Origin of the sequence: Streptomyces sp. NPDC020489, assembly GCF_044386545.1 — a bacterium.
Taxonomy (GTDB): Bacteria; Actinomycetota; Actinomycetes; order Streptomycetales; family Streptomycetaceae; genus Streptomyces.
The window spans coordinates 15,835-35,515 of sequence record NZ_JBIRUZ010000012.1 but is presented as its reverse complement, the minus strand read 5'-3'; the positions used below and the strand labels follow the sequence as shown (position 1 = coordinate 35,515).

Annotated in this window: 17 protein-coding genes; 11 read left to right on the top strand and 6 right to left on the bottom strand. The window is 71.7% G+C overall.

Annotated elements, in window-relative coordinates; all coding sequences use genetic code 11:
- The first annotated feature begins 11 nt into the window (after window positions 1–11).
- The 3 genes from ACH41F_RS29065 (at window position 12) to ACH41F_RS29055 (ending at window position 2,349) form a co-directional block, all read left to right on the top strand.
- Window positions 12–698, top strand: coding sequence for a phosphatase PAP2 family protein (locus tag ACH41F_RS29065; protein WP_398838151.1), 687 nt, complete (start codon window positions 12–14; stop codon window positions 696–698).
- A gap of 125 nt (window positions 699–823) precedes the next feature.
- Window positions 824–1,540 carry an HAD family hydrolase gene (locus ACH41F_RS29060; RefSeq protein WP_398838150.1) on the top strand — a complete coding sequence of 239 codons (717 nt, stop codon included), beginning with the start codon at window positions 824–826 and terminating at the stop codon, window positions 1,538–1,540.
- A 152-nt stretch (window positions 1,541–1,692) separates the two neighbouring features.
- Window positions 1,693–2,349, top strand: coding sequence for a TetR family transcriptional regulator (locus tag ACH41F_RS29055; RefSeq protein ID WP_391242901.1), 657 nt, complete (start codon window positions 1,693–1,695; stop codon window positions 2,347–2,349).
- A gap of 113 nt (window positions 2,350–2,462) precedes the next feature.
- Here the strand turns inward: ACH41F_RS29055 and ACH41F_RS29050 are convergent, their stop codons facing one another.
- Window positions 2,463–3,962: an LVIVD repeat-containing protein gene (locus ACH41F_RS29050; RefSeq protein ID WP_391242898.1), complete on the bottom strand. Its 1,500-nt coding sequence runs from the start codon at window positions 3,960–3,962 to the stop codon at window positions 2,463–2,465.
- 64 nt (window positions 3,963–4,026) lie between these two features.
- On the opposite strand from ACH41F_RS29050, the gene ACH41F_RS29045 reads away from it, so the two are divergent.
- Window positions 4,027–4,689 carry a DUF305 domain-containing protein gene (locus ACH41F_RS29045; RefSeq protein WP_398838149.1) on the top strand — a complete coding sequence of 221 codons (663 nt, stop codon included), beginning with the start codon at window positions 4,027–4,029 and terminating at the stop codon, window positions 4,687–4,689.
- A gap of 25 nt (window positions 4,690–4,714) precedes the next feature.
- Here ACH41F_RS29045 and ACH41F_RS29040 read toward each other — a convergent pair whose 3' ends face one another.
- Window positions 4,715–5,179 (bottom strand): DUF6214 family protein, encoded by a 465-nt coding sequence (locus tag ACH41F_RS29040; RefSeq protein WP_391242893.1) that lies wholly within the window; start codon window positions 5,177–5,179, stop codon window positions 4,715–4,717.
- 200 nt (window positions 5,180–5,379) lie between these two features.
- On the opposite strand from ACH41F_RS29040, the gene ACH41F_RS29035 reads away from it, so the two are divergent.
- A complete protein-coding gene (locus ACH41F_RS29035; protein ID WP_391242890.1) occupies window positions 5,380–6,723 on the top strand; it encodes an FAD-dependent oxidoreductase in 1,344 nt (447 codons plus the stop codon).
- A gap of 89 nt (window positions 6,724–6,812) precedes the next feature.
- Complete coding sequence (locus tag ACH41F_RS29030; RefSeq protein WP_398838147.1) at window positions 6,813–8,189, top strand: nucleobase:cation symporter-2 family protein; 1,377 nt, start codon at window positions 6,813–6,815, stop codon at window positions 8,187–8,189.
- Here the strand turns inward: ACH41F_RS29030 and ACH41F_RS29025 are convergent.
- Complete coding sequence (locus ACH41F_RS29025; RefSeq protein ID WP_391242885.1) at window positions 8,109–8,462, bottom strand: helix-turn-helix domain-containing protein; 354 nt, start codon at window positions 8,460–8,462, stop codon at window positions 8,109–8,111. The genes ACH41F_RS29030 and ACH41F_RS29025 overlap by 81 nt on opposite strands.
- Before the next feature lie 121 nt (window positions 8,463–8,583).
- On the opposite strand from ACH41F_RS29025, the gene ACH41F_RS29020 reads away from it, so the two are divergent.
- Window positions 8,584–9,663 carry a tRNA-dihydrouridine synthase gene (locus ACH41F_RS29020; RefSeq protein WP_391242883.1) on the top strand — a complete coding sequence of 360 codons (1,080 nt, stop codon included), beginning with the start codon at window positions 8,584–8,586 and terminating at the stop codon, window positions 9,661–9,663.
- 476 nt (window positions 9,664–10,139) lie between these two features.
- Here the strand turns inward: ACH41F_RS29020 and ACH41F_RS29015 are convergent, their stop codons facing one another.
- On the bottom strand, window positions 10,140–11,390 hold the full coding sequence (locus ACH41F_RS29015) for a PHB depolymerase family esterase (protein ID WP_391243070.1): 1,251 nt from the start codon (window positions 11,388–11,390) through the stop codon (window positions 10,140–10,142).
- 427 nt (window positions 11,391–11,817) lie between these two features.
- Here ACH41F_RS29015 and ACH41F_RS29010 point away from each other — a divergent pair, with 427 nt between their 5' ends.
- Window positions 11,818–12,798 (top strand): polysaccharide lyase family 1 protein, encoded by a 981-nt coding sequence (locus ACH41F_RS29010; RefSeq protein ID WP_398838144.1) that lies wholly within the window; start codon window positions 11,818–11,820, stop codon window positions 12,796–12,798.
- A gap of 41 nt (window positions 12,799–12,839) precedes the next feature.
- Entirely contained in the window at window positions 12,840–13,643 is an 804-nt protein-coding gene (locus tag ACH41F_RS29005) for a pectate lyase (protein ID WP_391242877.1), read from the top strand.
- 73 nt (window positions 13,644–13,716) lie between these two features.
- Here ACH41F_RS29005 and ACH41F_RS29000 read toward each other — a convergent pair whose 3' ends face one another.
- Window positions 13,717–14,457, bottom strand: coding sequence for a PaaX family transcriptional regulator C-terminal domain-containing protein (locus tag ACH41F_RS29000; protein WP_398838143.1), 741 nt, complete (start codon window positions 14,455–14,457; stop codon window positions 13,717–13,719).
- A gap of 65 nt (window positions 14,458–14,522) precedes the next feature.
- Here ACH41F_RS29000 and ACH41F_RS28995 point away from each other — a divergent pair, with 65 nt between their 5' ends.
- Together ACH41F_RS28995 and ACH41F_RS28990 are read left to right on the top strand one after the other, a co-directional pair.
- The gene (locus ACH41F_RS28995; protein ID WP_398838142.1) at window positions 14,523–16,163 is read left to right on the top strand and encodes a DNA alkylation response protein; all 1,641 of its coding nucleotides are present in this window, start codon (window positions 14,523–14,525) and stop codon (window positions 16,161–16,163) included.
- Between the two features lie 117 nt (window positions 16,164–16,280).
- A complete protein-coding gene (locus ACH41F_RS28990; RefSeq protein ID WP_398838141.1) occupies window positions 16,281–18,431 on the top strand; it encodes a HEAT repeat domain-containing protein in 2,151 nt (716 codons plus the stop codon).
- A gap of 542 nt (window positions 18,432–18,973) precedes the next feature.
- On the opposite strand, the gene ACH41F_RS28985 is transcribed toward ACH41F_RS28990, so the two are convergent.
- Window positions 18,974–19,555 (bottom strand): hypothetical protein, encoded by a 582-nt coding sequence (locus tag ACH41F_RS28985; protein WP_391242866.1) that lies wholly within the window; start codon window positions 19,553–19,555, stop codon window positions 18,974–18,976.
- Window positions 19,556–19,681: the final 126 nt, after the last annotated feature.

Here is a 19,681-nt window from a genome sequence, read left to right as displayed (position 1 = left end):
AGGATCGCAGTATGCACTCGCCGCCCGTCGACGCCCCGCCCCGCCCGAAGGACCAGCGCATCGCCCTGCGCTCGGCCGGTGTCCTGACCGCGTGCTCCGCGGTGCTGCTCACCCTGGTCGCGATCCGGTGGCAGCCTCTGCTGAGCTTCGACGACGACATCGCGTCCACCACGCACCGCTGGGCGGTGGACGAGTCCGGTGTCACCCACGCCTTCCGGATCCTCACGGACTGGGTGTGGGACCCGTGGACCATGCGGCTGCTGTGCGCGGCGGTCGCGGTGTGGCTGATCTGGCGGCGAGCGGCCTGGTGGACGGCCCTGTGGCTGGGGACGACGTGTCTGCTGAGCGCCCTGGTCCAACAGGGCCTCAAGGCCGCCGTCGGTCGCCCCCGCCCGGTCTGGCCGGACCCCGTCGACTCGGCGCACTACGCGGCCTACCCCTCCGGGCACGCCATGACGGCCGTGGTCGTCTGCGGCCTGCTGCTGTGGCTCCTGCACCACCACGGCGCCGGCCGCCCCCTGTTCCGTACGGCCCTGGCCGTGTCGGCGCTCTCCGTCGCGGGCGTGGGCCTGACCCGTGTCTGGCTGGGCGTCCACTGGGCCTCGGACGTGGTCGGCGGCTGGCTGCTGGGCGCCCTGGTGGTGGCCCTGGCGGTGCTCGTCCACGCGCGACGGCCCACGCCCGCCGAGGACGAGTGAGGCTCACGCCCGCCGGTCACGGGTGAGACGGTTCCGGCACCTCGCGGCGGCTGGAGGCGATCGATGTCGGCCATCCGGGCGGCGATCCGCCACGGAAGCGGAACGTCGGCTCGTAGGATCTCCCCATGATCGCCGTGCTGTTCGACTTCTCCGGGACCCTGTTCCGCATCGAGTCCACCGAGTCCTGGCTGCGCGGCGCCCTCGCCGCCGACGGGATCGCCCTCTCCGAGGCCGAGATCGTGCGGACCGCGGAGGCGCTGGAGGCGGCGGGGGCACTGCCGGGCGGCACCCACCCGGTGCGGGTGCCGCAGGAGTTGATCGGACTGTGGGCGCGGCGGGACGAGAGTGCCGAACTGCACCGCGCCACCTACACCGGGCTCTCCCGGCAGGTGCCGCTGCCCGACCCCCTGCTGCACGACCGGCTCTACGACCGCCACCGCTCCCCCGCCGCCTGGCAGCCCTATCCCGACGCCGCCGAGGTGTTGCGCGGGCTGCGCGAGCGCGGGATCGGCGTGGGCGTGGTGAGCAACATCGGCTGGGACCTGCGCCCGGTGTTCCGGGAGCACGGCCTCGACGCGTACGTGGACACCTACGTGCTGTCGTACGAGCACGGTGTGCAGAAGCCGGACCCGAAACTGTTCGCCACGGCCTGCGAGGCGCTCGGGGCAGGCCCGCACGAGACGCTGATGGTCGGCGACGACCGCCGCGCGGACGGTGGCGCGGCCGTGGTGGGCTGCGAGGTGCACTTCGTGGACCATCTGCCGGTGACCGAGCGGCCCAAGGGGCTGCTGCCGGTGCTGGATCTGGTCGACGGGGCCCGCCAGGAGACCTCTGATCAGTAGCCTCAGGCCACCAGTAGGGCGGGAGAACCGCCCGCCTCGGGCGATCCCCCGCGTCGCCCGAGGCAGACGGCAGCCCTGACCGGCCGTTTCAGCGGCCGGTCCGGACGTCCTGAGTATAGTTGGTTGGCAACCAGTCAACGCAGGAGTACAGCATGTCCCCGCGCAGCGCCTCGGTCAATGAAGAGTTGCGCCGCCGTTCCCGGGAACGGCTGCTCCAGGCGGCGGTCGAGCTGGTCTCCGAGCACGGCTACGAGGCGACGACGCTCGGCGCCATAGCGGACCGGGCGGGCTCGGCGCGCGGGCTGACCTCGTACTACTTCCCCGGGAAGCGCCAGTTGGTGCAGTCCGCCGTGCACCGGCTGATGCACCGCACGCTGGAGGAGGCCCTGGAGCGCGAGCCGCGCACCGAGGACGGCAGGGAGCGGATGGCGCGGGCCATCGACGCGATCCTGGGCCTGGCCCGCGACCGGCCCGTGCTGATGCGCCAGCACATGGCCGGGCTGCTCCAGGCCGAGGGCTTCCTGCCCTGCCCGGAACAGCGCCGCCTGGCGGAACTGCTGCGGGACACCGTCGCCCGCCACGGCTCGCGGGACGCCGACGCCGACTATCCGATGCTGCGCGCTCTGCTCATGGGCTCGGTCTACGCGGCCCTCGTACCCGGCGTCCCGATGCCGATCCCGGTGCTGCGCGCCGAGTTGTTCGCCCGGTACCGCCTGGACTGGGAGCTGGGCGTCCCGCCGGACACCGACGAGGGGTCCGGCGGGACGCACGAGACCGATCTGTCACGCTTCTTCGCCACCGGCGACTGAGCGACCGGCTACGGAGCTACCGGCTGCGGAGCGACCGGCGGTGGTGCGACCGGCTGCGGGGCCACCAGTGACTCAGCGACCTGCGGTGGTGCGACCTGTGGTTGAGCGAGCCGTCAGCCGAAGTACTCCGGCTGCGTCTGGACGTTGAGCTCGCCCAGCCGCACCCGCTTGGCGGGATCGGTGCGCCGGTCCGAGATCTTCAGGACGTCGAAGCCCTTGGCGATGTCGTTGGCGTAGATGTAGCCGTTGTAGTAGTACGCCGACCAGGGGCCGGCCGTGGTGAGCTCCTCGGTGTCGACCGGGCCGCGCTCGAAGTAGCCGATCTCCTTCGGACGCGCGGAGTTGGTGAAGTCCCAGACGGAGACGCCGCCTTGGTACCAGGCCTGGACCATGATGTCGCGGCCCTTGACCGGGATCAGCGAGCCGTTGTGGGCCACGCAGACCTCGACGTCCGCCTGGTGGCGGGGGATCTTGAAGTAGCTGCGGAACACCAGCTTGCGCTTGTCGCCCTTGCCGGCGATGTCGTAGATGCCGTCGGCGCCGCGGTTCGGGCCGACCTCCGCGTTGCAGGTGGCCGCGCCGCCGCCGCCCAACTCGTCGGTGAAGACGACCTTGTTCGCACGCTGGTTGAACGTCGCCGAGTGCCAGAAGGCGAAGTTGACGTTGTCCTGCACCCGGTCGATGACCTTGGGGTGCTCGGGGTCCTTGATGGAGAACAGGATGCCGTCACCCATGCAGGCGCCCGCCGCGAGGTCCTTGGAGGGCAGCACCGTGATGTCGTGGCAGCCGGTGGTCTTCGACACGCCGGGGTTGGTGGGGCCGCCGGGGTTGCCCCCACCGTCCGGGCCCTCACCCGGGAACAGCACCGGGAAGCTCACGACCGCCGCGTTCTGCGGGGCGCCGCGCGGCACCTTGATGACGGAGATGCCGTCGTGCGGCGGCTGGCAGTCGGGGTAGGCGGCGTTCGGCGAGTACGAGGAGACGTAGACGTAGACGTTCTTGCGCTCGGGGACCAGCGTGTGGGTGTGCGAGCCGCACGCGGTCTCGACGGCGGCGACGTACTTCGGGTTCGTCTTGTCGCTGATGTCGAAGACCTTGATGCCCTCCCAGGAGGACTTCTCCGTCGCGGGCTGTGTGGTGCTGTTGCAACTGTTGTCGCTGCGCGAGGAGTCGGTGGACAGGAACAGCAGGTTGCCGGAGACCGAGATGTCGTTCTGGGAGCCGGGGCACAGGACCTGCGAGACGGTCCGGGGCGCCTTCGGGTTGCTGATGTCGTAGATGACGAAGCCGTCGAAGTTGCCGGAGAAGGCGTAGCGGCCCTGGAAGGCCAGGTCGGAGTTGAGACTGGCAAGCGCCTTGGGCGAGTTGGCGACGTGCTCGATGTTGGCCGAGTGGACGATCTCGTCCTGGCCCGGTATCTCACCGTCGGCTATCGCGGCCCGCACCTGGGCCTCGGTGCTCTTGGACACCTCCTTGCCCGTGACCGGCGCATCCCCGGGGTCGGGGGTGGCCGCCGCCGGTACCGCCGTCAGCAGCGCCGCGACCAGTCCGGTGGTGGCCGCGGCAACTCCCAGGCGCCGGTGGCGTCTTCGGGGAATGTTCAACAGGATCACTGCTTCCTCCCTAGTTCCGTTCCCGTCGGAACGGTTCACGCACCACCGAAGTATCGTCTTCGCCATGCACATACCAACAGGGGGCAACAAACCGGCACCGAAGTTTTTCGTCCCGGTGACCTTCGCCGCCGTCGCGGTGCTCGGACTCGGGGCCTGCGACTCCGGCTCGGACACCCGACCCGCCCCGAGCGGACCGTCGGTGATCGTGCCCGGCAAGCCCGGCGAGCAGAACCGCACGCTCTCCGCCGAGGAGGCCGCGGACCAGCGCGCGGAGGACGACTCCCCCAACTCCGCGGACGTCTCGTACGCCCGGATGATGATCGCGCACCACGCACAGGCACTGGACATGACCGAACTCGTCCCGAAACGCGCGGAGTCCGCGAAGGTCAGGAAACTGGCCGAGCGGATCGCGGCAGCCCAGGGGCCGGAGATCGCGTCCATGAAGAGCTGGCTGAAGACCCATCACAAGGACACCGACAGCGGGGAGCACGACCATGCCTCGATGCCCGGCATGGCCACCGAGGCACAGCTCAAGGACCTACGGGCGGCCCGGGGTGAGGACTTCGACCGGCTCTTCCTCACGTTGATGATCACGCATCACGAAGGGGCGATCACCATGGCCACCGAGGTGAAGGGGCAGGGCAACAACATCCGGATCGAGGAGATGGCCGACGACGTGGTCGCCCAGCAGACGGCCGAGATCTCCCGGATGCGGGACATGCTGTAGCGGACGGGGCCGGCAACTCGCTTGGTCAGCGGCGGGCGTGACGCGGTGTCAGGTAGCCCGCGTCACGAGCCTGCGCGATCATCCTCAGGGACTTGCGGCGGCTGTGTCCGGTCGCGCACATCACCGCGAGCACCGGGTCGACGCCCTCGTCCTGCGCGGCCCGGTACTCCTGGGCGATGAGCCACCGGCCCTCGGCACCGCGGGGCCAGGGCGGCCGGGCGCGCCGCGAGCCGGCCGGTTCGTCCTCCTCCGCCGGTCCGAGACCGCACGCGTCGAAGAGCGGCCCCTCGATCCAGTCGGCGAACAGCGCGAGGTCGTCGAGGGAGAGTGCCGGCTGCGCCCGCACGTCCTCGATCGAGAGCTGCCCGTCGGCCACCACGGCGAGCGCGTCGACCCGGGCACCGTCGGTGAACGCCAGCCGGACGTTGAACCACCGCGTCGACGCGGCGTCCCCGCCTTCCCGCACTTCCCACGCGGGCCACACGGACACGGCACCATCCGTCGGACAACGATCAGAAAGATTAAGAAACGATGCTTCTAGCACACACGCAACGTAACCGCATGATCACTTTCCATACCAACGGACACGCGTCCACGGGAACGCACAGCACACTGTCAGCCCAAGCGCGGCAGTGCGATGCTGGAGACAGCAGCGATCTGCTCTGATCCCCAGGGGTAAGGAGTACCGCCGTGCTTCGTGTCGCCGTCGTCGGCTCCGGGCCGAGCGGGTGCTACACCGCCCAGAGCCTCGTCCAGCTGGATCCCTCGGTCCATGTCGACGTCCTCGACCGGCTCCCGTGCCCGTATGGCCTGGTGCGCTACGGGGTGGCGCCGGACCACGAGAAGATCAAGTCGCTCCAGAGCAACCTGCGGACGGTCCTGGAGCACGAGCGGGTGCGCTTCCTCGGCGGTGTCCGGGTGGGTGAGGGCGGGGTGGCGGCCTCCCGGCTGCGCCGGCTGTACCACGCGGTCGTGTACTGCGTCGGTGCCGCCACCGACCGGCACCTGGGCGTGCCCGGGGAGGAGCTGCCGGGCAGCTGGTCGGCGACGGAGTTCGTGTCCTGGTACAGCGCCCATCCGGACGCCGTCGACGACGGGTTCGTCCGCGACGCCCGCTCGGCCGTGGTCATCGGCGTCGGGAACGTCGCCGTCGACGTGGCGCGGATGCTGGCCCGCGGCGCCGCCGAGCTGAGCCCCACTGACATGCCTCAGGCCGCCTTCAGCGCACTGGCCGCGAGCCGGGTGAGCGAGGTCCACATCGTGGGCCGCCGGGGGCCGTCGCAGGCCCGCTTCACCACCAAGGAGCTCCGGGAGCTGGGCGGTCTGCCGGACGTCGAAGTGAGCGTGGATCCGGAGGAGTTGGCGCTGGACCCGGCGTACCTCGACCCTTCCGCGCTGCCCGCCGCGCAGCGCCGCAACGTGGAGGTGCTGCGCGGCTGGGCCGCGGCTCCCCCACGCGAGAGCGCCCGCCGGCTCCGGCTGCGCTTCTTCCTCCGTCCGGTCGAACTGCTCCCCGAGGCGGGACGGGTGGGCGCGGTGCGTTTCGAGCGGACGGTGCCGGACGGGCGGGGCGGGGTGACGGGCACGGGACGGTACGAGGACATCCCGGCCCAGTTGGTGCTGCGCTCGGTGGGCTATCGCGGGGTGCCGCTGGAGGGCCTGCCGTTCGATCCGGCGACCGGCACGGTGCCGCATCTCGCGGGGCGCGTGCTGCGCGAGGGCGCCGTCGCCCGGGGCGAGTACGTGGCGGGCTGGATCAAGCGGGGTCCGACGGGTGTCATCGGCACGAACCGCCCGTGCGCGAAGGAGACGGTGACGTCACTGCTGGAGGACGCGGCCGATCTCGTACGCGAGGAACGTCCCGCCGATCCAGTGGCGGCGCTGCGGGCGCAGGGGGTCGAGCCGGTCGAGTGGGCGGGGTGGTGCGCCATCGAGCGGGCGGAGGCGGACCTGGGCGCGTCGCTGGGCAGGGGGGTCGTGAAACTCCCGGACTGGCAGTCACTCCTCGACGCGGCGCACGGGAACCCCGGCTAGGGACACGCGGCGGCCGGGGCCCGCACCAGGAAACGAGCTGGCAACTCGCCTGACATCAACAAACTGTGCAAGGAGCTTACGGTCCACGCATGACCACACACCCTGTCGACGACGTCCCGCCCGCACGCCAACTCGCCGCCTTCGGTCTCCAGCACGTCCTCGCGATGTACGCCGGCGCCGTGGCCGTTCCCCTCATCGTCGGCAGCGCAATGAGGCTCTCACCCGCGGATCTCGCGTATCTGATCACCGCGGACCTCCTGATATGCGGTGTCGCGACGCTCATCCAGTGCGTCGGCTTCTGGCGCTTCGGCGTCCGCCTGCCGATCATGCAGGGCTGCACCTTCGCCGCGGTCTCCCCCATGGTGCTGATCGGCACGACCGGTGGCGGACTCCCCGCGATCTACGGCTCCGTGATCGTCGCGGGCCTCGCGATCATGCTGCTGGCGCCCGTGTTCGGGAAGCTGCTGCGCTTCTTCCCACCGCTGGTCACCGGCACCGTGATCCTGATCATCGGTCTGTCACTGCTGCCGGTGGCGGGCAACTGGGCCGCGGGCGGCGCCGGTTCGGCGGAGTTCGGGGCGCCGAAGAACCTCGCGCTCGCCGGGTTCGTCCTGCTGGTCGTGCTGGGGGTGCAGCGCTTCGCGCCGACCTTCCTGAGCCGTGTCGCGGTGCTGATCGGCATCGTGGTGGGGCTGGCGGTGGCGGTGCCGTTCGGGTTCACGGACTTCGACGGCGTCGGCGAGGCGGACTGGCTCGGGATCAGCACCCCGTTCCACTTCGGGGCGCCCGTCTTCGAGTTCTCGGCGATCGTGTCCATGCTGGTGGTGGCGTTGGTGACGATGACCGAGACGACCGGTGACCTGATCGCGGTGGGCGAGCTGACCGGGCGCGAGGTCGAGCCGCGCTCGCTGGCGGACGGACTGCGCGCCGACGGCCTGTCCACGGTCCTCGGCGGGGTCTTCAACACCTTCCCCTACACGGCGTACGCGCAGAACGTGGGCCTCGTCGGCATGACCCGGGTCCGCAGCCGCTGGGTCGTCGCCGCCGCGGGCGGCATCCTGGTGCTGCTCGGCCTGCTGCCCAAGCTGGGCGCGGTGGTGGCCGCCATCCCGGCCCCGGTGCTGGGCGGCGCGGGTCTGGTGATGTTCGGGACCGTCGCGGCGAGCGGCCTCAAGACCCTCGCGCGGGTCGACTTCAAGGGCAACGACAACCTGACGGTGGTGGCCGTCTCGGTGGCGGTGGGCATGCTGCCGGTCGGCGTGCCGACGGTCTACGAGAGGTTCCCGGACTGGTTCCAGACGGTGATGAACAGCGGTATCAGCGCGGGCTGCCTGACGGCGATCGTGCTGAACCTGCTGTTCAACCACCGTCCGGGAACAGCCCGTTCAGCCACTGCCGAGGCGGACGGCCTGGCGGTCGGCGGCGATGAGGAGGCTGTCCAGCAGGCCAGGGAAAAGACCCTCTAGGTCCTCTCGGCGCAGACCGTTCATCTTGGCCGTGCCCCGGTAGATCTGCTGGATCACGCCGGCCTCGCGCAGCACCCGGAAGTGGTGGGTGGTGGTGGACTTGGTGACCGGCAGCTCGAACTGCGAACAGGAGAGCTCGTCGCTCGCGGCGGCCAGCTCGCGCACGATCCGCAGCCGCATCGGGTCGGAGAGCGCATGCAGGATCGACTCCAGCCGGATCTCCTCGCGTGCCGGGTGCGGAAGGTCTCGGCTGCTCACGGCGGGGGAGGTCACGGCGGCTCCAGACGTCTCGGGAGAGCCCATTGTACGAGACCTCTCGTAGTTTGACACTCTCCGTACTACGATGCCTATCGTAGTAGCCGACCGCCCGGTCCCGTGACGAATGGAGCCCGCCGTGAGTGCCCTCTTCGAGCCCTACACCCTGCGCGACGTGACGATCCCCAACCGGGTGTGGATGCCGCCGATGTGCCAGTACTCCGCGGCACCGGAGGGGCCGCAGACCGGCGCGCCGAACGACTGGCACTTCGCGCACTACGCGGCGCGCGCGGCGGGCGGTACCGGCCTGATCATCGTCGAGGCGACGGGCGTGAGCCCTGAGGGCCGGATCTCGCCGTACGACCTCGGCATCTGGAACAGCACGCAGGTCGAGGCGTTCCGCAGGATCACCCGCTTCCTGGTCTCACAGGGGACGGTGCCGGGCATCCAGCTCGCACACGCCGGCCGCAAGGCCTCCACGGACCGGCCCTGGACGGGCGGCGCGCCGATCGGGACGGACGGCCTCGGCTGGCAGCCGCTCGGACCGAGCCCGCTCGCCTTCGACGAACGGCACCCGGTGCCGATCGAGTTGACGGTCTCTCAGATCCAGGAAATCGTCGGGCAGTTCGCGGACGCCGCCCGGCGCGCCCTCGCCGCCGGGTTCGAGGTCGCCGAGATCCACGGCGCCCACGGCTATCTGATCAGCAACTTCCTCTCCCCGCACTCCAACCACCGCACGGACGCCTACGGCGGCTCCTACGAGAACCGCACCCGTTTCGCCCTGGAGGTCGTGGACGCCGTACGGGAGGTGTGGCCGGACGACAAGCCGCTGTTCTTCCGGATCTCGGCGACGGACTGGCTGGAGGAGGGCGGCTGGACGGCGGACGACACGGTCCGCTTCGCCACCGACCTCCAGGCCCATGGCGTCGACCTCCTCGACGTCTCCACCGGCGGCAACGCCTCCGGCGTCCGCATCCCCACCGGCCCCGGCTACCAGGTGCCCTTCGCCGCCCGGGTCAAGGAGGGCAGCACGCTCCCGGTGGCCGCGGTCGGGATGATCACCGAGCCCGAGCAGGCCGAGAAGATCCTGGTCAACGGCGAGGCGGACGCGGTGCTGCTCGGGCGCGAACTGCTCCGCGACCCCTTCTGGGCACGGCACGCGGCGCGGGAGCTGGGCGGGGAGGTGCACGTCCCGGACCAGTACCACCGGTCGGTCTGAGCCTCCGGCGTCGATCAGCGGGGCGCTGCTCGGGTCGCGGGGACCGACGAGTCCGCCGTGTCCCGCGGCGCCCCACCGCGGGCTGGAGCACGGGGCCGCCCGATACGCGGGCCGCGACGCCGACCAAGGCCCACCACCCACGGCCCGGCGGATCGCTCGCTCCACGGCCCCGGCCGGTCCGGCCCTGCGACGCCGTCCCGTGCTCCTCCCTCCGGAGTACGGCACCCCCGCCTCGTACTCCGGGAAGCTCGGGGTCGGTGTCTCCGTAAGAACGATGCGCCGGGGGTGCCGGGCGACAAGGCTGGCCGCATCGAACGTGAGGAGGGCGCCATGAACCGCCAGACCCGCATCCGCGTCAACCGTCGCCCCGCCGCGCCCCGCGACGAGAAGATCGACCGCAGGACACCCTCGGGGCGCCTGCTGCCGTACTGAGGCGTCAGGGGCGACCGGCGTCCCACCACCGGCCGCCCCAGAGGTCAACTGGTCGCGCAGACCTTGCCGTTGAGCGTGAAGGCGCCCGGCGCCGCACTGTTGCCGGTGTGGGTCGCCTGGTAGCCGATGCTGAGGCTCGCGTTCGGGGCGAGCGTCGCGTTGTACGGGACGTTGGTCGCCGTCACCGCGCCGGAGCTCGGCGCGTAGCCGGCGTTCCAGCCGTTGGTGATGGCCTGGCCGGCGGGCAGGGTGAAGCCGAGCTGCCAGCCGTTCAGCGTGGTCGTGCCGGTGTTGGTGATCGTGATCGTGGCGGTCAGGCCGGTGTTCCAGGTGTTGGTGGACGCCGTCACCTTGCAGGGTCCCGCCGGGGGCTGGGGCGCGGGGCCGTCGCCGTCGAGCCCGAAGAAGGTCAGGACGCGGGACGCCATGCCCCAGGCGTACAGGTTGTGGCCGACGCCCTGGAGGCTGATGGCCTCCACCGGGGCCCGGTCACCGGTGCCGCCGTAGCGGGTGCGGGTCCAGCCGGACTGCGGTGTGTCGGTGGCCGCGGGGGTCTGGCTGACACCGTGGACGTTCGTCCACTGCTTGATCTCCTCGCCGAAGTTGGGGTAGCGCAGCACGTCGTCCTCGGTGCCGTGCCACACCTGCATGCGCGGGCGCGGTCCGGTGTAGCCCGGGTACGCGCCGCGGACCAGGTCGCCCCACTGCTGCGGGGTGCGGATGACGGTGCCCTGGGCGCAGGCGCTGTTCCACTCGGAGCCGTCGGTGGTGGCGAAGCAGCCGAACGGGACTCCAGAGAAGGCGGCGCCCGCGGCGAACACGTCGGGGTAGTCGCCGAGCAGGACGTTGGTCATCATCGCGCCGGAGGAGATGCCGGTGGCGAAGATCCGGCTGGTGTCGGCGTCATAGGCGGCGACCGTCCAGTCGACCATGGACTTGATGCCGACCGGGTCGCTGCCTCCGCCGCGCTTCAGGGCCTGCGGGGAGGCGACGTCGAAGCACTTGCTGGCGCGGGTGACGGACGGGTAGACCACGATGAACCCGTACTGGTCGGCGAGCGAGGCGTATTCGGTGCCCGAGTACATGGCCGGCCCTGACCCGGTGCAGTAGTGCACGGCGACGACGATCGCCGGGTTCGGCCGGACACTGGCGGGGACGTACAGGTACATCTGCAGGTTGCTGGGGTTGGCGCCGAAGTTCGTGATCTCGGTGAGCGTCGCGGTCGGGGCGACCTCCTCGCGGGCGTGCGCCTGCGGGGCGGTGAGGAGGCCGGCGGCGAGCAACGCCACCAGCATTCCGTGGAGCGCGAGCAGGACCGCGCGCAGCGGTCTCCTCGCGGGAGTGCCGGGGGTGGCGGACACGGTGGATCCCTTCGTGATGACGGCTCGTGGGGGCATCGCTGAGGGGAGCACCAGGCATGGTGGCATGCGCATGCCCTTCATGGAAGCGCTCCCACAGCCACCCTTCCGATCGGCCGGACCGCCACCTTCCGATCGATCGGACCGTCACTTTCGGATCGATCAGATCGCCACCTGGAGCGCGCGAAGATGTTTTGCGCAAAGCGTTGACTAGAAAGCGCTTGCACTCTACGTTCCGTTCAGCAGTGTGACCGCTCGGCATGACTGTCGAGACAAACGGTGGCAATGCTGACGAAAAATGTTCTGCATGGCGCACGACGTTCAGATACATGATCGAGGAAGTTCGTCCAGAAGGGACGCACCCATGCGCGCTCACCCCCCACGTACACACGCGCAAAGGTCCACGCTGGTGACGGCCTGCGCGGCTGCCCTCGCCACGGTGACCGTGCTCGCCGTACCGCAGTCGGCCAGTGCGGCGGAGTCCTCCCCCGTCGGGTTCGGTGCCGGTACCACCGGCGGCGGGAGCGCCACGGCGGTCACCGTCTCGACCCTGGCGGCCTTCAAGACCGCCGTCACCGGCAGCACGGCCAAGGTGGTCCGGGTCAACGGCCTGATCTCGCTGAGCGGTCAGGTCGACATCGGCTCCAACACCACGGTGCTGGGCGTCGGTTCGTCGTCCGGCTTCACCGGGGGCGGGCTGCGGCTGAAGAAGGTCGGCAACGTCGTCATCCGCAACCTGAACATCAGCAAGCCGCTCGCACCGGCCGACGGTATCGAGGTGCAGGCGTCGACCAAGGTATGGATCGACCACAACTCCTTCTCGGCGGACCGCAGTCACGACAAGGACTACTACGACGGCCTGCTGGACATCAACCACGGTTCCGACAACGTCACGGTGTCGTGGAACACCTTCAAGGACCACTTCAAGGGCTCGCTCGTCGGACACAGCGACAACAACGCGAGCGAGGACACCGGGCACTTGAGGGTGACGTACCACCACAACAGCTTCCGCGACGTCTACTCCCGCATCCCCAGCCTGCGCTTCGGGACCGGGCACTTCTACAACAACTACGTGGACGGCGCGGAGACCGCCTGCCACTCGCGCATGGGCGCCCAGATGCTCGTGGAGAACAACGTCTTCCGCAACACCGGAGTCGCTGTCACCACGAACCGCAGCAGTGACGTGGACGGCTACGCGAATCTGCGCGGCAACGATCTCGGCGGGGCCGCCACCGAGATCTCCCGGACGGGCAGCTTCACCAGCCCTCCGTACGACTACACCGCGGAGCCCGCCTCGACGGTCGTCGCCTCGGTGACGTCCGGCGCGGGCGCCGGAAAGCTCTGACCTCCCCCCTCGACCGCTCGACGAACAGAAGGAATCGGGACATGACTTCTGGAACCCGCCCGCGTGCCTCACGGCGCGCGCTGACCGGCACGCTGGCCGCACTCAGCCTGTCGGTTGGCATGATCATGACTACGGGAGCCTCCCCCGCGAACGCCGCCACCTGGCCCACCGCCAACGGCAGCCAGGCGGTCTCCTCGACGATCTCGCTGTCCGGCACCAAGGACTACGGGATGAAGCGGCTCTACGGCACCGGCGACCTGGGCAGCGGCAGCCAGGACGAGGACCAGGGTCCGATCCTGTCACTGGCCGCCGGCACGGTCCTGAAGAACGTCATCATCGGCGCCCCCGCGGCCGACGGCATCCACTGCGCGGGCAGCTGCACGCTGCAGAACGTCTGGTGGGAGGACGTCGGCGAGGACGCGGCCACCTTCCGCGGCTCCTCGTCGTCGAACGTGTACACCGTCTCCGGCGGCGGCGCGCGCTCCGCGAGCGACAAGGTGTTCCAGTTCAACGGCGCCGGGACGCTGAACATCTCCAACTTCGCGGTGCAGAACTTCGGCACCTTCGTGCGCTCGTGCGGCAACTGCTCGACGCAGTACAAGCGGACGATCAACCTCAACACCGTCGAGGCGACCTACTCGGGCAACAAGCTCGTCGGCATCAACACCAACTACGGCGACAGCGCGACCCTGAGGAACATCACCATCGTCGGCGACAGCAGCAGGAAGATCATTCCCTGCCAGAAGTACATCGGCAACAACAGCGGCAAGGAGCCGACCACCAACGGCTCCGGCCCTGACGGCACGTACTGCAAGTACGCGACGTCGGACATCACCTACAAGTAGCCCCCAGCAGTCCCCCCACGGTGAAGGCGGCCGTGCGAAGCGCCCCCGCGCGGTGCTTCGCACGGCCGCCGCGTCATGTGCCCAGCGTCCGGCGGTAGTCGGCGTACGCGCCGCGCAGGGCCTCGCCCGGCCAGCCGTCCGGCAGGAGGGCCTCGGGCAGGACCGGGTCGGCGAGCAGGTGCCGTACGACCGCCGCGAAGGCGGTGAAGAGCTCCGCTGGCCGCTCCGCGCGGGACGCGTGGGCGAGCAGGGCCCGTCCCGTGGCGGCCCAGGTGTCGAGCGGCCACAGGGTCGCCGCGAGTTCCCTCGCGGGGCGGTCGGGGCGGGCCGTGCAGCGCTCGGCCACCTGGTCCAGTTCGGCCGGCAGCTGCCGGCGCAGGTTGGCGGGGCGCAGCCATACACCCTCGCGGAGCTCCGCGAGCCGCAGCGTGGTCAGCCGGGCGCGCAGATCGGCCCGTTCGGCGGGGCCGCGTCCGGTCGCGGTGATCACCAGCATCTCCCAGTCGCCGTCCCACGCGCGCGTGCGGGGCCGTACGGCGTCGTCCTGGCGCCGTTGGCGCTCCAGCAGCCGGTCGCTGAGGCGGTAGACGGTGTCCGTGCGCCTGAGGTCGCCGGCGGCCACCATCCGGCTGAGCGCGGCCCGCGCGGTGGAGCCACCGACCCCGAACGGCTCCACGCGGCGTACCAGCTCCTTCACCGGGAGCTCGGGCGGATGCGCGCCCAGCAGCAGGCTCAGGACGACCGAGCGCGCGGACAGCGGGCGCAGTGCCGGCTCGTCGGGGCCCGCCGTCGTGGCCGTCGTGTTCGTCCGCATGGTCACGTACTGTAGGTCGTATTGCAGCATTGCTACGACCGCAGCCAGAGTGCAACACTCGCTCCATGGTCTCCACACCCGCGACGCACGACGTCACCAATCAGCCCCCTCCCCTGGCCCCGTACGACGCGTCCGACGACGCGGCCCTGCTGGAGGGGCTGCGCCGGGAGGGTGCCGGCTGGGCCGAGGAGGACCTGCGCCGGCTCGGGCGGCTGGCCGGGAGCGCCGAGGCCCAGGAGTGGGCCGACCTCGCCAACCGACACGCGCCCGTACTGCGCACCCACGACCGGTACGGCCATCGCGTCGACGAGGTGGAGTTCCATCCGAGCTGGCACCACCTGATGCGGGTCGCGGTCGCCGAGGGACAGGCCGGCGCGCCCTGGGCCGACGACCGGCCGGGCGCCCATGTCGCCCGCACCGCGGGCGGCCTGGCCTGGGGCCACACGGACGCCGGGCATGGTTGCCCGGCGTCGATGACGTACGCCGCCGTCCCGGCCCTGCGCCACCAGCCGGAGCTCGCGAAGGTCTACGAAGCCCTGCTGACCGGCCGCGAGTACGACCCGGTGCTGCGGGTGCCGACCGAGAAGCGCGGCCTGCTGGCGGGCATGGGGATGACCGAGAAGCAGGGCGGATCCGACGTCCGGACCAACTCCACGACGGCCACGCCGACCGCCGAACCCGGCGTGTACACCCTGCGCGGGCACAAGTGGTTCACGTCGGCGCCGATGTGCGACGTCTTCCTGGTCCTCGCGCAGGCTCCCGAGGGACTGTCGTGCTTCCTGGTGCCGCGTGTGCTGCCCGACGGCAGCCGCAACACCTTCCGCATCCAGCGCCTCAAGGACAAGCTGGGCAACCGCTCCAACGCCTCCTCCGAGCCCGAGTTCGACGGGACCGTCGCCTGGCTCGTCGGGCCCGAGGGACGCGGCGTCAGGACCATCATCGACATGGTCAACTGCACGCGCCTGGACTGCGTGACGATGTCGGCGACGCTCATGCGCAAGACGCTGGTGGAGGCCGGCCACCACGCGCGGCACCGCAGCGCCTTCGGCGCCCGCCTGGTCGACCAGCCGCTGATGCGCAACGTGCTCGCCGATCTCGCCCTGGAGTCCGAGGCCGCGACCACCCTCACGCTGCGGCTGGCCGGGGCGGCCGACCGCGCGGTGCGCGGCGACGAGGGCGAGCAGGCCTTCCGGCGCATCGCCACCGCCGTCGGCAAGTACTGGGTCACCAAGCGCGGCCCGGCCTTCACCGCCGAGGCCCTGGAGTGCCTGGGCGGCAACGGCTACGTCGAGGACTCGGGGATGCCCCGCCACTACCGCGAGGCCCCCCTGCTGTCGATCTGGGAGGGCTCGGGGAACGTCAACGCCCTCGACGTCCTGCGGGCGTTGACGAAGGAACCGCGCACGGCGGACGCCCTGTTCGCCGAACTCGCCCTGGCGCAGGGGGCGGACGCACGTCTCGACGCGGCCGTGACCCGGTTGCGGGGCCTGCTGGCCTCGGCCTCCGAGACCGGCGCCCGCCGACTGGTCGAGCAGATGGCGCTCACCCTCCAGGCCTCCCTGCTGGTCCGGCACGCCCCGGCGCCCGTCGCCGACGCCTTCTGCGCGACCCGCCTCGGCGGCGACTGGGGGCACGCGTTCGGCACGCTTCCCGACTCGGCCGACGTCGGCGCGATCCTCGGACGGGCGCTGCCCGAAGGGGGCTGAGGGAGACTGACCGGCCAGCCGAGGCTCTGTTAACAGACAGTCACCCCTCGATGTCACATCGTTGTCAGTGCCGTGGTGCAGACTCCGATCAGATGGCACTCGCCTGGGGAGGACTGCGTGTTCACGGGGATCGACGAGGTCGACTGGGCTTCGATGCGGCATGCGTACGGCAGCGCGGAGGACGTGCCCGGCCTGCTGCGGGGGCTGGCCTCCGCGGACGCCGCCGAGCGGGAGATCGCGCTCGACGGGATGTACGGCGCGGTGCACCACCAGGGAGACGTGTACGACTCGACGCTGGCCTGTGTCCCGTTCCTCTTCACGCTCGCCGCGCAACAGGAGGTACGCGACCGGGGCGGGATCGTCGAGCTCCTCGTCAGCATCGGCGGGGACGGCGAACCGTCCGAGGGCGCCTACGGGATGGCGCGGGCCGCGGTGCGGTCGGGCGCCGAGGTCTTCGTCCGGCTGACCGGGGACCTGGACGCCGGGGTCCGCGGGGCGGCCGCCGGCGCTGTCGTACGGTTCCTCGACGAACCGGCGCGCGTGCTGGACCTGTTGCGGGAGCGGATCACCGTGGAGCGGGACGATCGGGTCCTGCTCGCGCTCACCGAGGCCCTCGGGCTGTTCGCCCGCCGCCACCCCGGCCACGCGCGGCCGGCCGTCGACCTCCTGGCGGCCCAGAGCGCACAGCCGTACGGCCCGGGGCTGCGGCTCGCCGCGCTCGGCCAGCTGGCGGGGTGCGCCCCCGACCGCCTCCCGGCCGACCTCGTCCCCACGGCCGTCGCCCTGCTGCGGAACCGCTCCGGACAGCGGTCCGCCCCCAGTTGCGCACCCGACGGGCCGGACACGGACACGCTCGTCGGCCGGCTGCGGCGCCTGCGCCCCTCGGACGAGGAGGGCTCCCAGCTCCTGCGGACCCTGCACATCGCGCTCGACGCACGGGTGGCCGACCGGATCGCGCTGCTGAACGGCCAGTTGACCAGCCCCGAACCCACCGACCGGTGCAACGCCGTATGGATGGCGCCCATGCTGTTCCGCGAATGGCGCGCCGACTACACCACACCCGTCACGCTGATCGGAGCCCAACTGAGCGCCGAAGACGACCGGTTGCGCGACGCCGCCGTCTCCGTCCTGGTCGACCTCTTCGACCTGGCCGCACCGGGCGCCGACGACCTCCACGCCCTGGTGGTCGCGCGCCCCGAACTGTGGGTGCGGCAGTGGGAGCATGGCGCGCCGACGCTGGGCGGGCCGCTCAAGGCCCTCGCCAGGAGCGGGGACCCGCGGGCGGTGCCGATCCTGGGCGAGGTGCTCGCGGGGACGGTCGCACCAGACGATCTCGGACAGGTCGCGCCCCATCTCGGCCCGGCCGCCGCCCCGTTGGCCCCGGCACTGCGAGCGAGGCTCGCCGCGCTCCCCCTCGACGCCCCCGACCTGTACGAGCGTGCGGTGCCGCTGCTGTCGGCCCTCCGGGCACTGGCCGACGACGAGTGCGCGCCGCTGATCGTCCGGCTGCTGCGCGGCATGCCGGAAGGGCTGAGGCTGCGGGACTTGGTCGTTTCCGCCGGGGCGCGGACGCTCGGCGCGCTCGGGGAGTCTGCGCGGGAGTCGGTACCGGTGCTGCGCGGACTGCTGGAGGAGGCGAGCGCGGTCGCGGCGGCGGAGGCCCTGTGGGCGGTGTCGGGAGATGTGGATGCCGTACTGCCGGTCCTCATACGGGAGTTGACCGACGAGGAGTCCCGGGAGCGCCGGTCCGCCGCCGAGGCGCTGGGACGGTTGGGGCACGCGGCGACGCCCGCACTGGAGGGGTTGCGGCGGCTGACCGAGGCGGAGTGCGTGTGGCAGCGGACGGCGGCCGCCTGCGCGGTGTGGCGCATCGCCGGGGAGACCGAGCGGGTGGTCCCGGTGTTACGGCGGGCGTGGACCGAGAACGCCCGGACCCGCCGCACGATCGTGGAGTGCGTCGCGGCGATGGGCCCGGCGGGGGCACCGCTGCACGACCTGGCCCGGGACGAACTGACCGCGCCTCGTCGGCATGGGGCGACTTCCGGGCGGTTCGGTGGCTACGGGAGCCATGACGTGCTCGAGGACGAGGAGTTGCTGCGGGCGTGCCGGGGGGTTGCGGCGGGGGGCGGGGACGATAGGGGTCGCGGGGACGGGGACGGGGACGGGGACGGGGACGGGGACGGGGACGGGGCGAGCATGCGTGGGGAGGGCGTGTCCTCCCCGCGTGGGGCTTCTCGCGGCTGTGGCGGGGCGGCGCCTGCGGTGTGAGGGGGTGGGCGGGTGGGTGCCTTGGCGGTCGGGGCCGTGCCTGCGCCTTGGCAGTCGGGGCCGTGGCCGCGCTTTGGCGGGTCGTCGCCTGTGCTGTGACGGTGCGGGCGGGCGGGTGGCGCGGGCGAGCGGGTGGCCGGGCGGGCTAGCTGGCGCCCTAGCAACCGCAATCCGTGCCCGTCGCGCCCGTGCCCACGCCCTCCGGCCGGGGCCGTGCCTGCCCCTTGGCGGGTCGTCGCCTGTGCTGTGACGGTACGGGCGGGTGGACGAGCGGGTGGCGCGGGCGAGCGAGCGGGGTGGCCGGGCGGGCGAGCCGGCGCCCTGCCAACCGCAATCCGTCCCGTCGCGCCCGTGCCCAGGCCTGGGCCGTCGGGGCCGTGGTCTATCGCCTCCACGCGTCCTCGGCGCACCGCGCCGACGGCGTAGGGGCCGCGCTGTACCGGCGGCCCCCTACCCATCCCGGTCGGACCCGCGCCCTGGCGGTACGGGGCCCTCCATCCCAGCCCTCCATCCCAGCCCTCACCCCGGTCCCCGCCCCGGCCTCACCTCGTCCGCCCCCACAGCGGTCCGAACCGTGCCCACTCCGTGTCCCAGTGGTCGATGCGTTGACGTTCCAGGCGTCCGCACAGCACGCGACCGGTGACGAAGGGGACGAAGGCGGCGCCGATGCCCACCAGGGCGCCGATCAGGGAGGCGCGGAGGGCTGCCTGGGACTCGGTGGCGGGGCGGGTGACCAGGCGGCCATCTGGGTCCGTCCAGACAGTGACTGGCGTGCCCGATGGGCTGCCGGGGCGGACACGGACCTGGCCGGTACGGGAGGAGCCGTCCGGGGCCGCCCAGCGGACCTTCGCCCACACCCGGTCACTGCTCGCCGTCCCGGACTCCCCGGCGAACGTCCCGGGCGCCTCCTCCACGAGCCGGGCCTGGACCGGCCGCCATTCGACCCGTTCTCTGGCCAGGCTCTGCTCCACGGACCGGGTCGCGCCCATCCCGGCGAGCACCCCCAGGAGGGCGGTGAGCAGCCAGGCTCCGAGCACGACCCAGGCCTCCACCTTGTCGGCACGGCGCTTGAGCGGATTGCGCCGCCAGCGCCACAGCCACACCTTCGGACCACGGAACGTCATCGAAGGCTTCCTCCTCATGAGCGCGCGAACATGCCGGACCGCCTTTCCATACGGGGGACGGCCCCGCCCTGCTCAGGACCGGCCCCCAGCCCGACCGTCGCACGGGTCGCACCCCGTCGGCCGGGT

What these genes read in the sequence shown, in the direction of transcription:
- ACH41F_RS29055 (WP_391242901.1), top strand. Translation starts at nt 1,693, where the DNA reads ATGTCCCCGCGCAGCGCCTCGGTCAATGAAGAGTTGCGCCGCCGTTCC.
- ACH41F_RS29000 (WP_398838143.1), bottom strand. Translation starts at nt 14,457, where the DNA reads ATGCGGACGAACACGACGGCCACGACGGCGGGCCCCGACGAGCCGGCA.
- ACH41F_RS29030 (WP_398838147.1), top strand. Translation starts at nt 6,813, where the DNA reads ATGACCACACACCCTGTCGACGACGTCCCGCCCGCACGCCAACTCGCC.
- ACH41F_RS29015 (WP_391243070.1), bottom strand. Translation starts at nt 11,390, where the DNA reads ATGCTGGTGGCGTTGCTCGCCGCCGGCCTCCTCACCGCCCCGCAGGCG.
- ACH41F_RS28985 (WP_391242866.1), bottom strand. Translation starts at nt 19,555, where the DNA reads ATGACGTTCCGTGGTCCGAAGGTGTGGCTGTGGCGCTGGCGGCGCAAT.
- ACH41F_RS28995 (WP_398838142.1), top strand. Translation starts at nt 14,523, where the DNA reads ATGGTCTCCACACCCGCGACGCACGACGTCACCAATCAGCCCCCTCCC.
- ACH41F_RS29010 (WP_398838144.1), top strand. Translation starts at nt 11,818, where the DNA reads ATGCGCGCTCACCCCCCACGTACACACGCGCAAAGGTCCACGCTGGTG.
- ACH41F_RS29005 (WP_391242877.1), top strand. Translation starts at nt 12,840, where the DNA reads ATGACTTCTGGAACCCGCCCGCGTGCCTCACGGCGCGCGCTGACCGGC.
- ACH41F_RS29045 (WP_398838149.1), top strand. Translation starts at nt 4,027, where the DNA reads ATGCACATACCAACAGGGGGCAACAAACCGGCACCGAAGTTTTTCGTC.
- ACH41F_RS29060 (WP_398838150.1), top strand. Translation starts at nt 824, where the DNA reads ATGATCGCCGTGCTGTTCGACTTCTCCGGGACCCTGTTCCGCATCGAG.
- ACH41F_RS29065 (WP_398838151.1), top strand. Translation starts at nt 12, where the DNA reads ATGCACTCGCCGCCCGTCGACGCCCCGCCCCGCCCGAAGGACCAGCGC.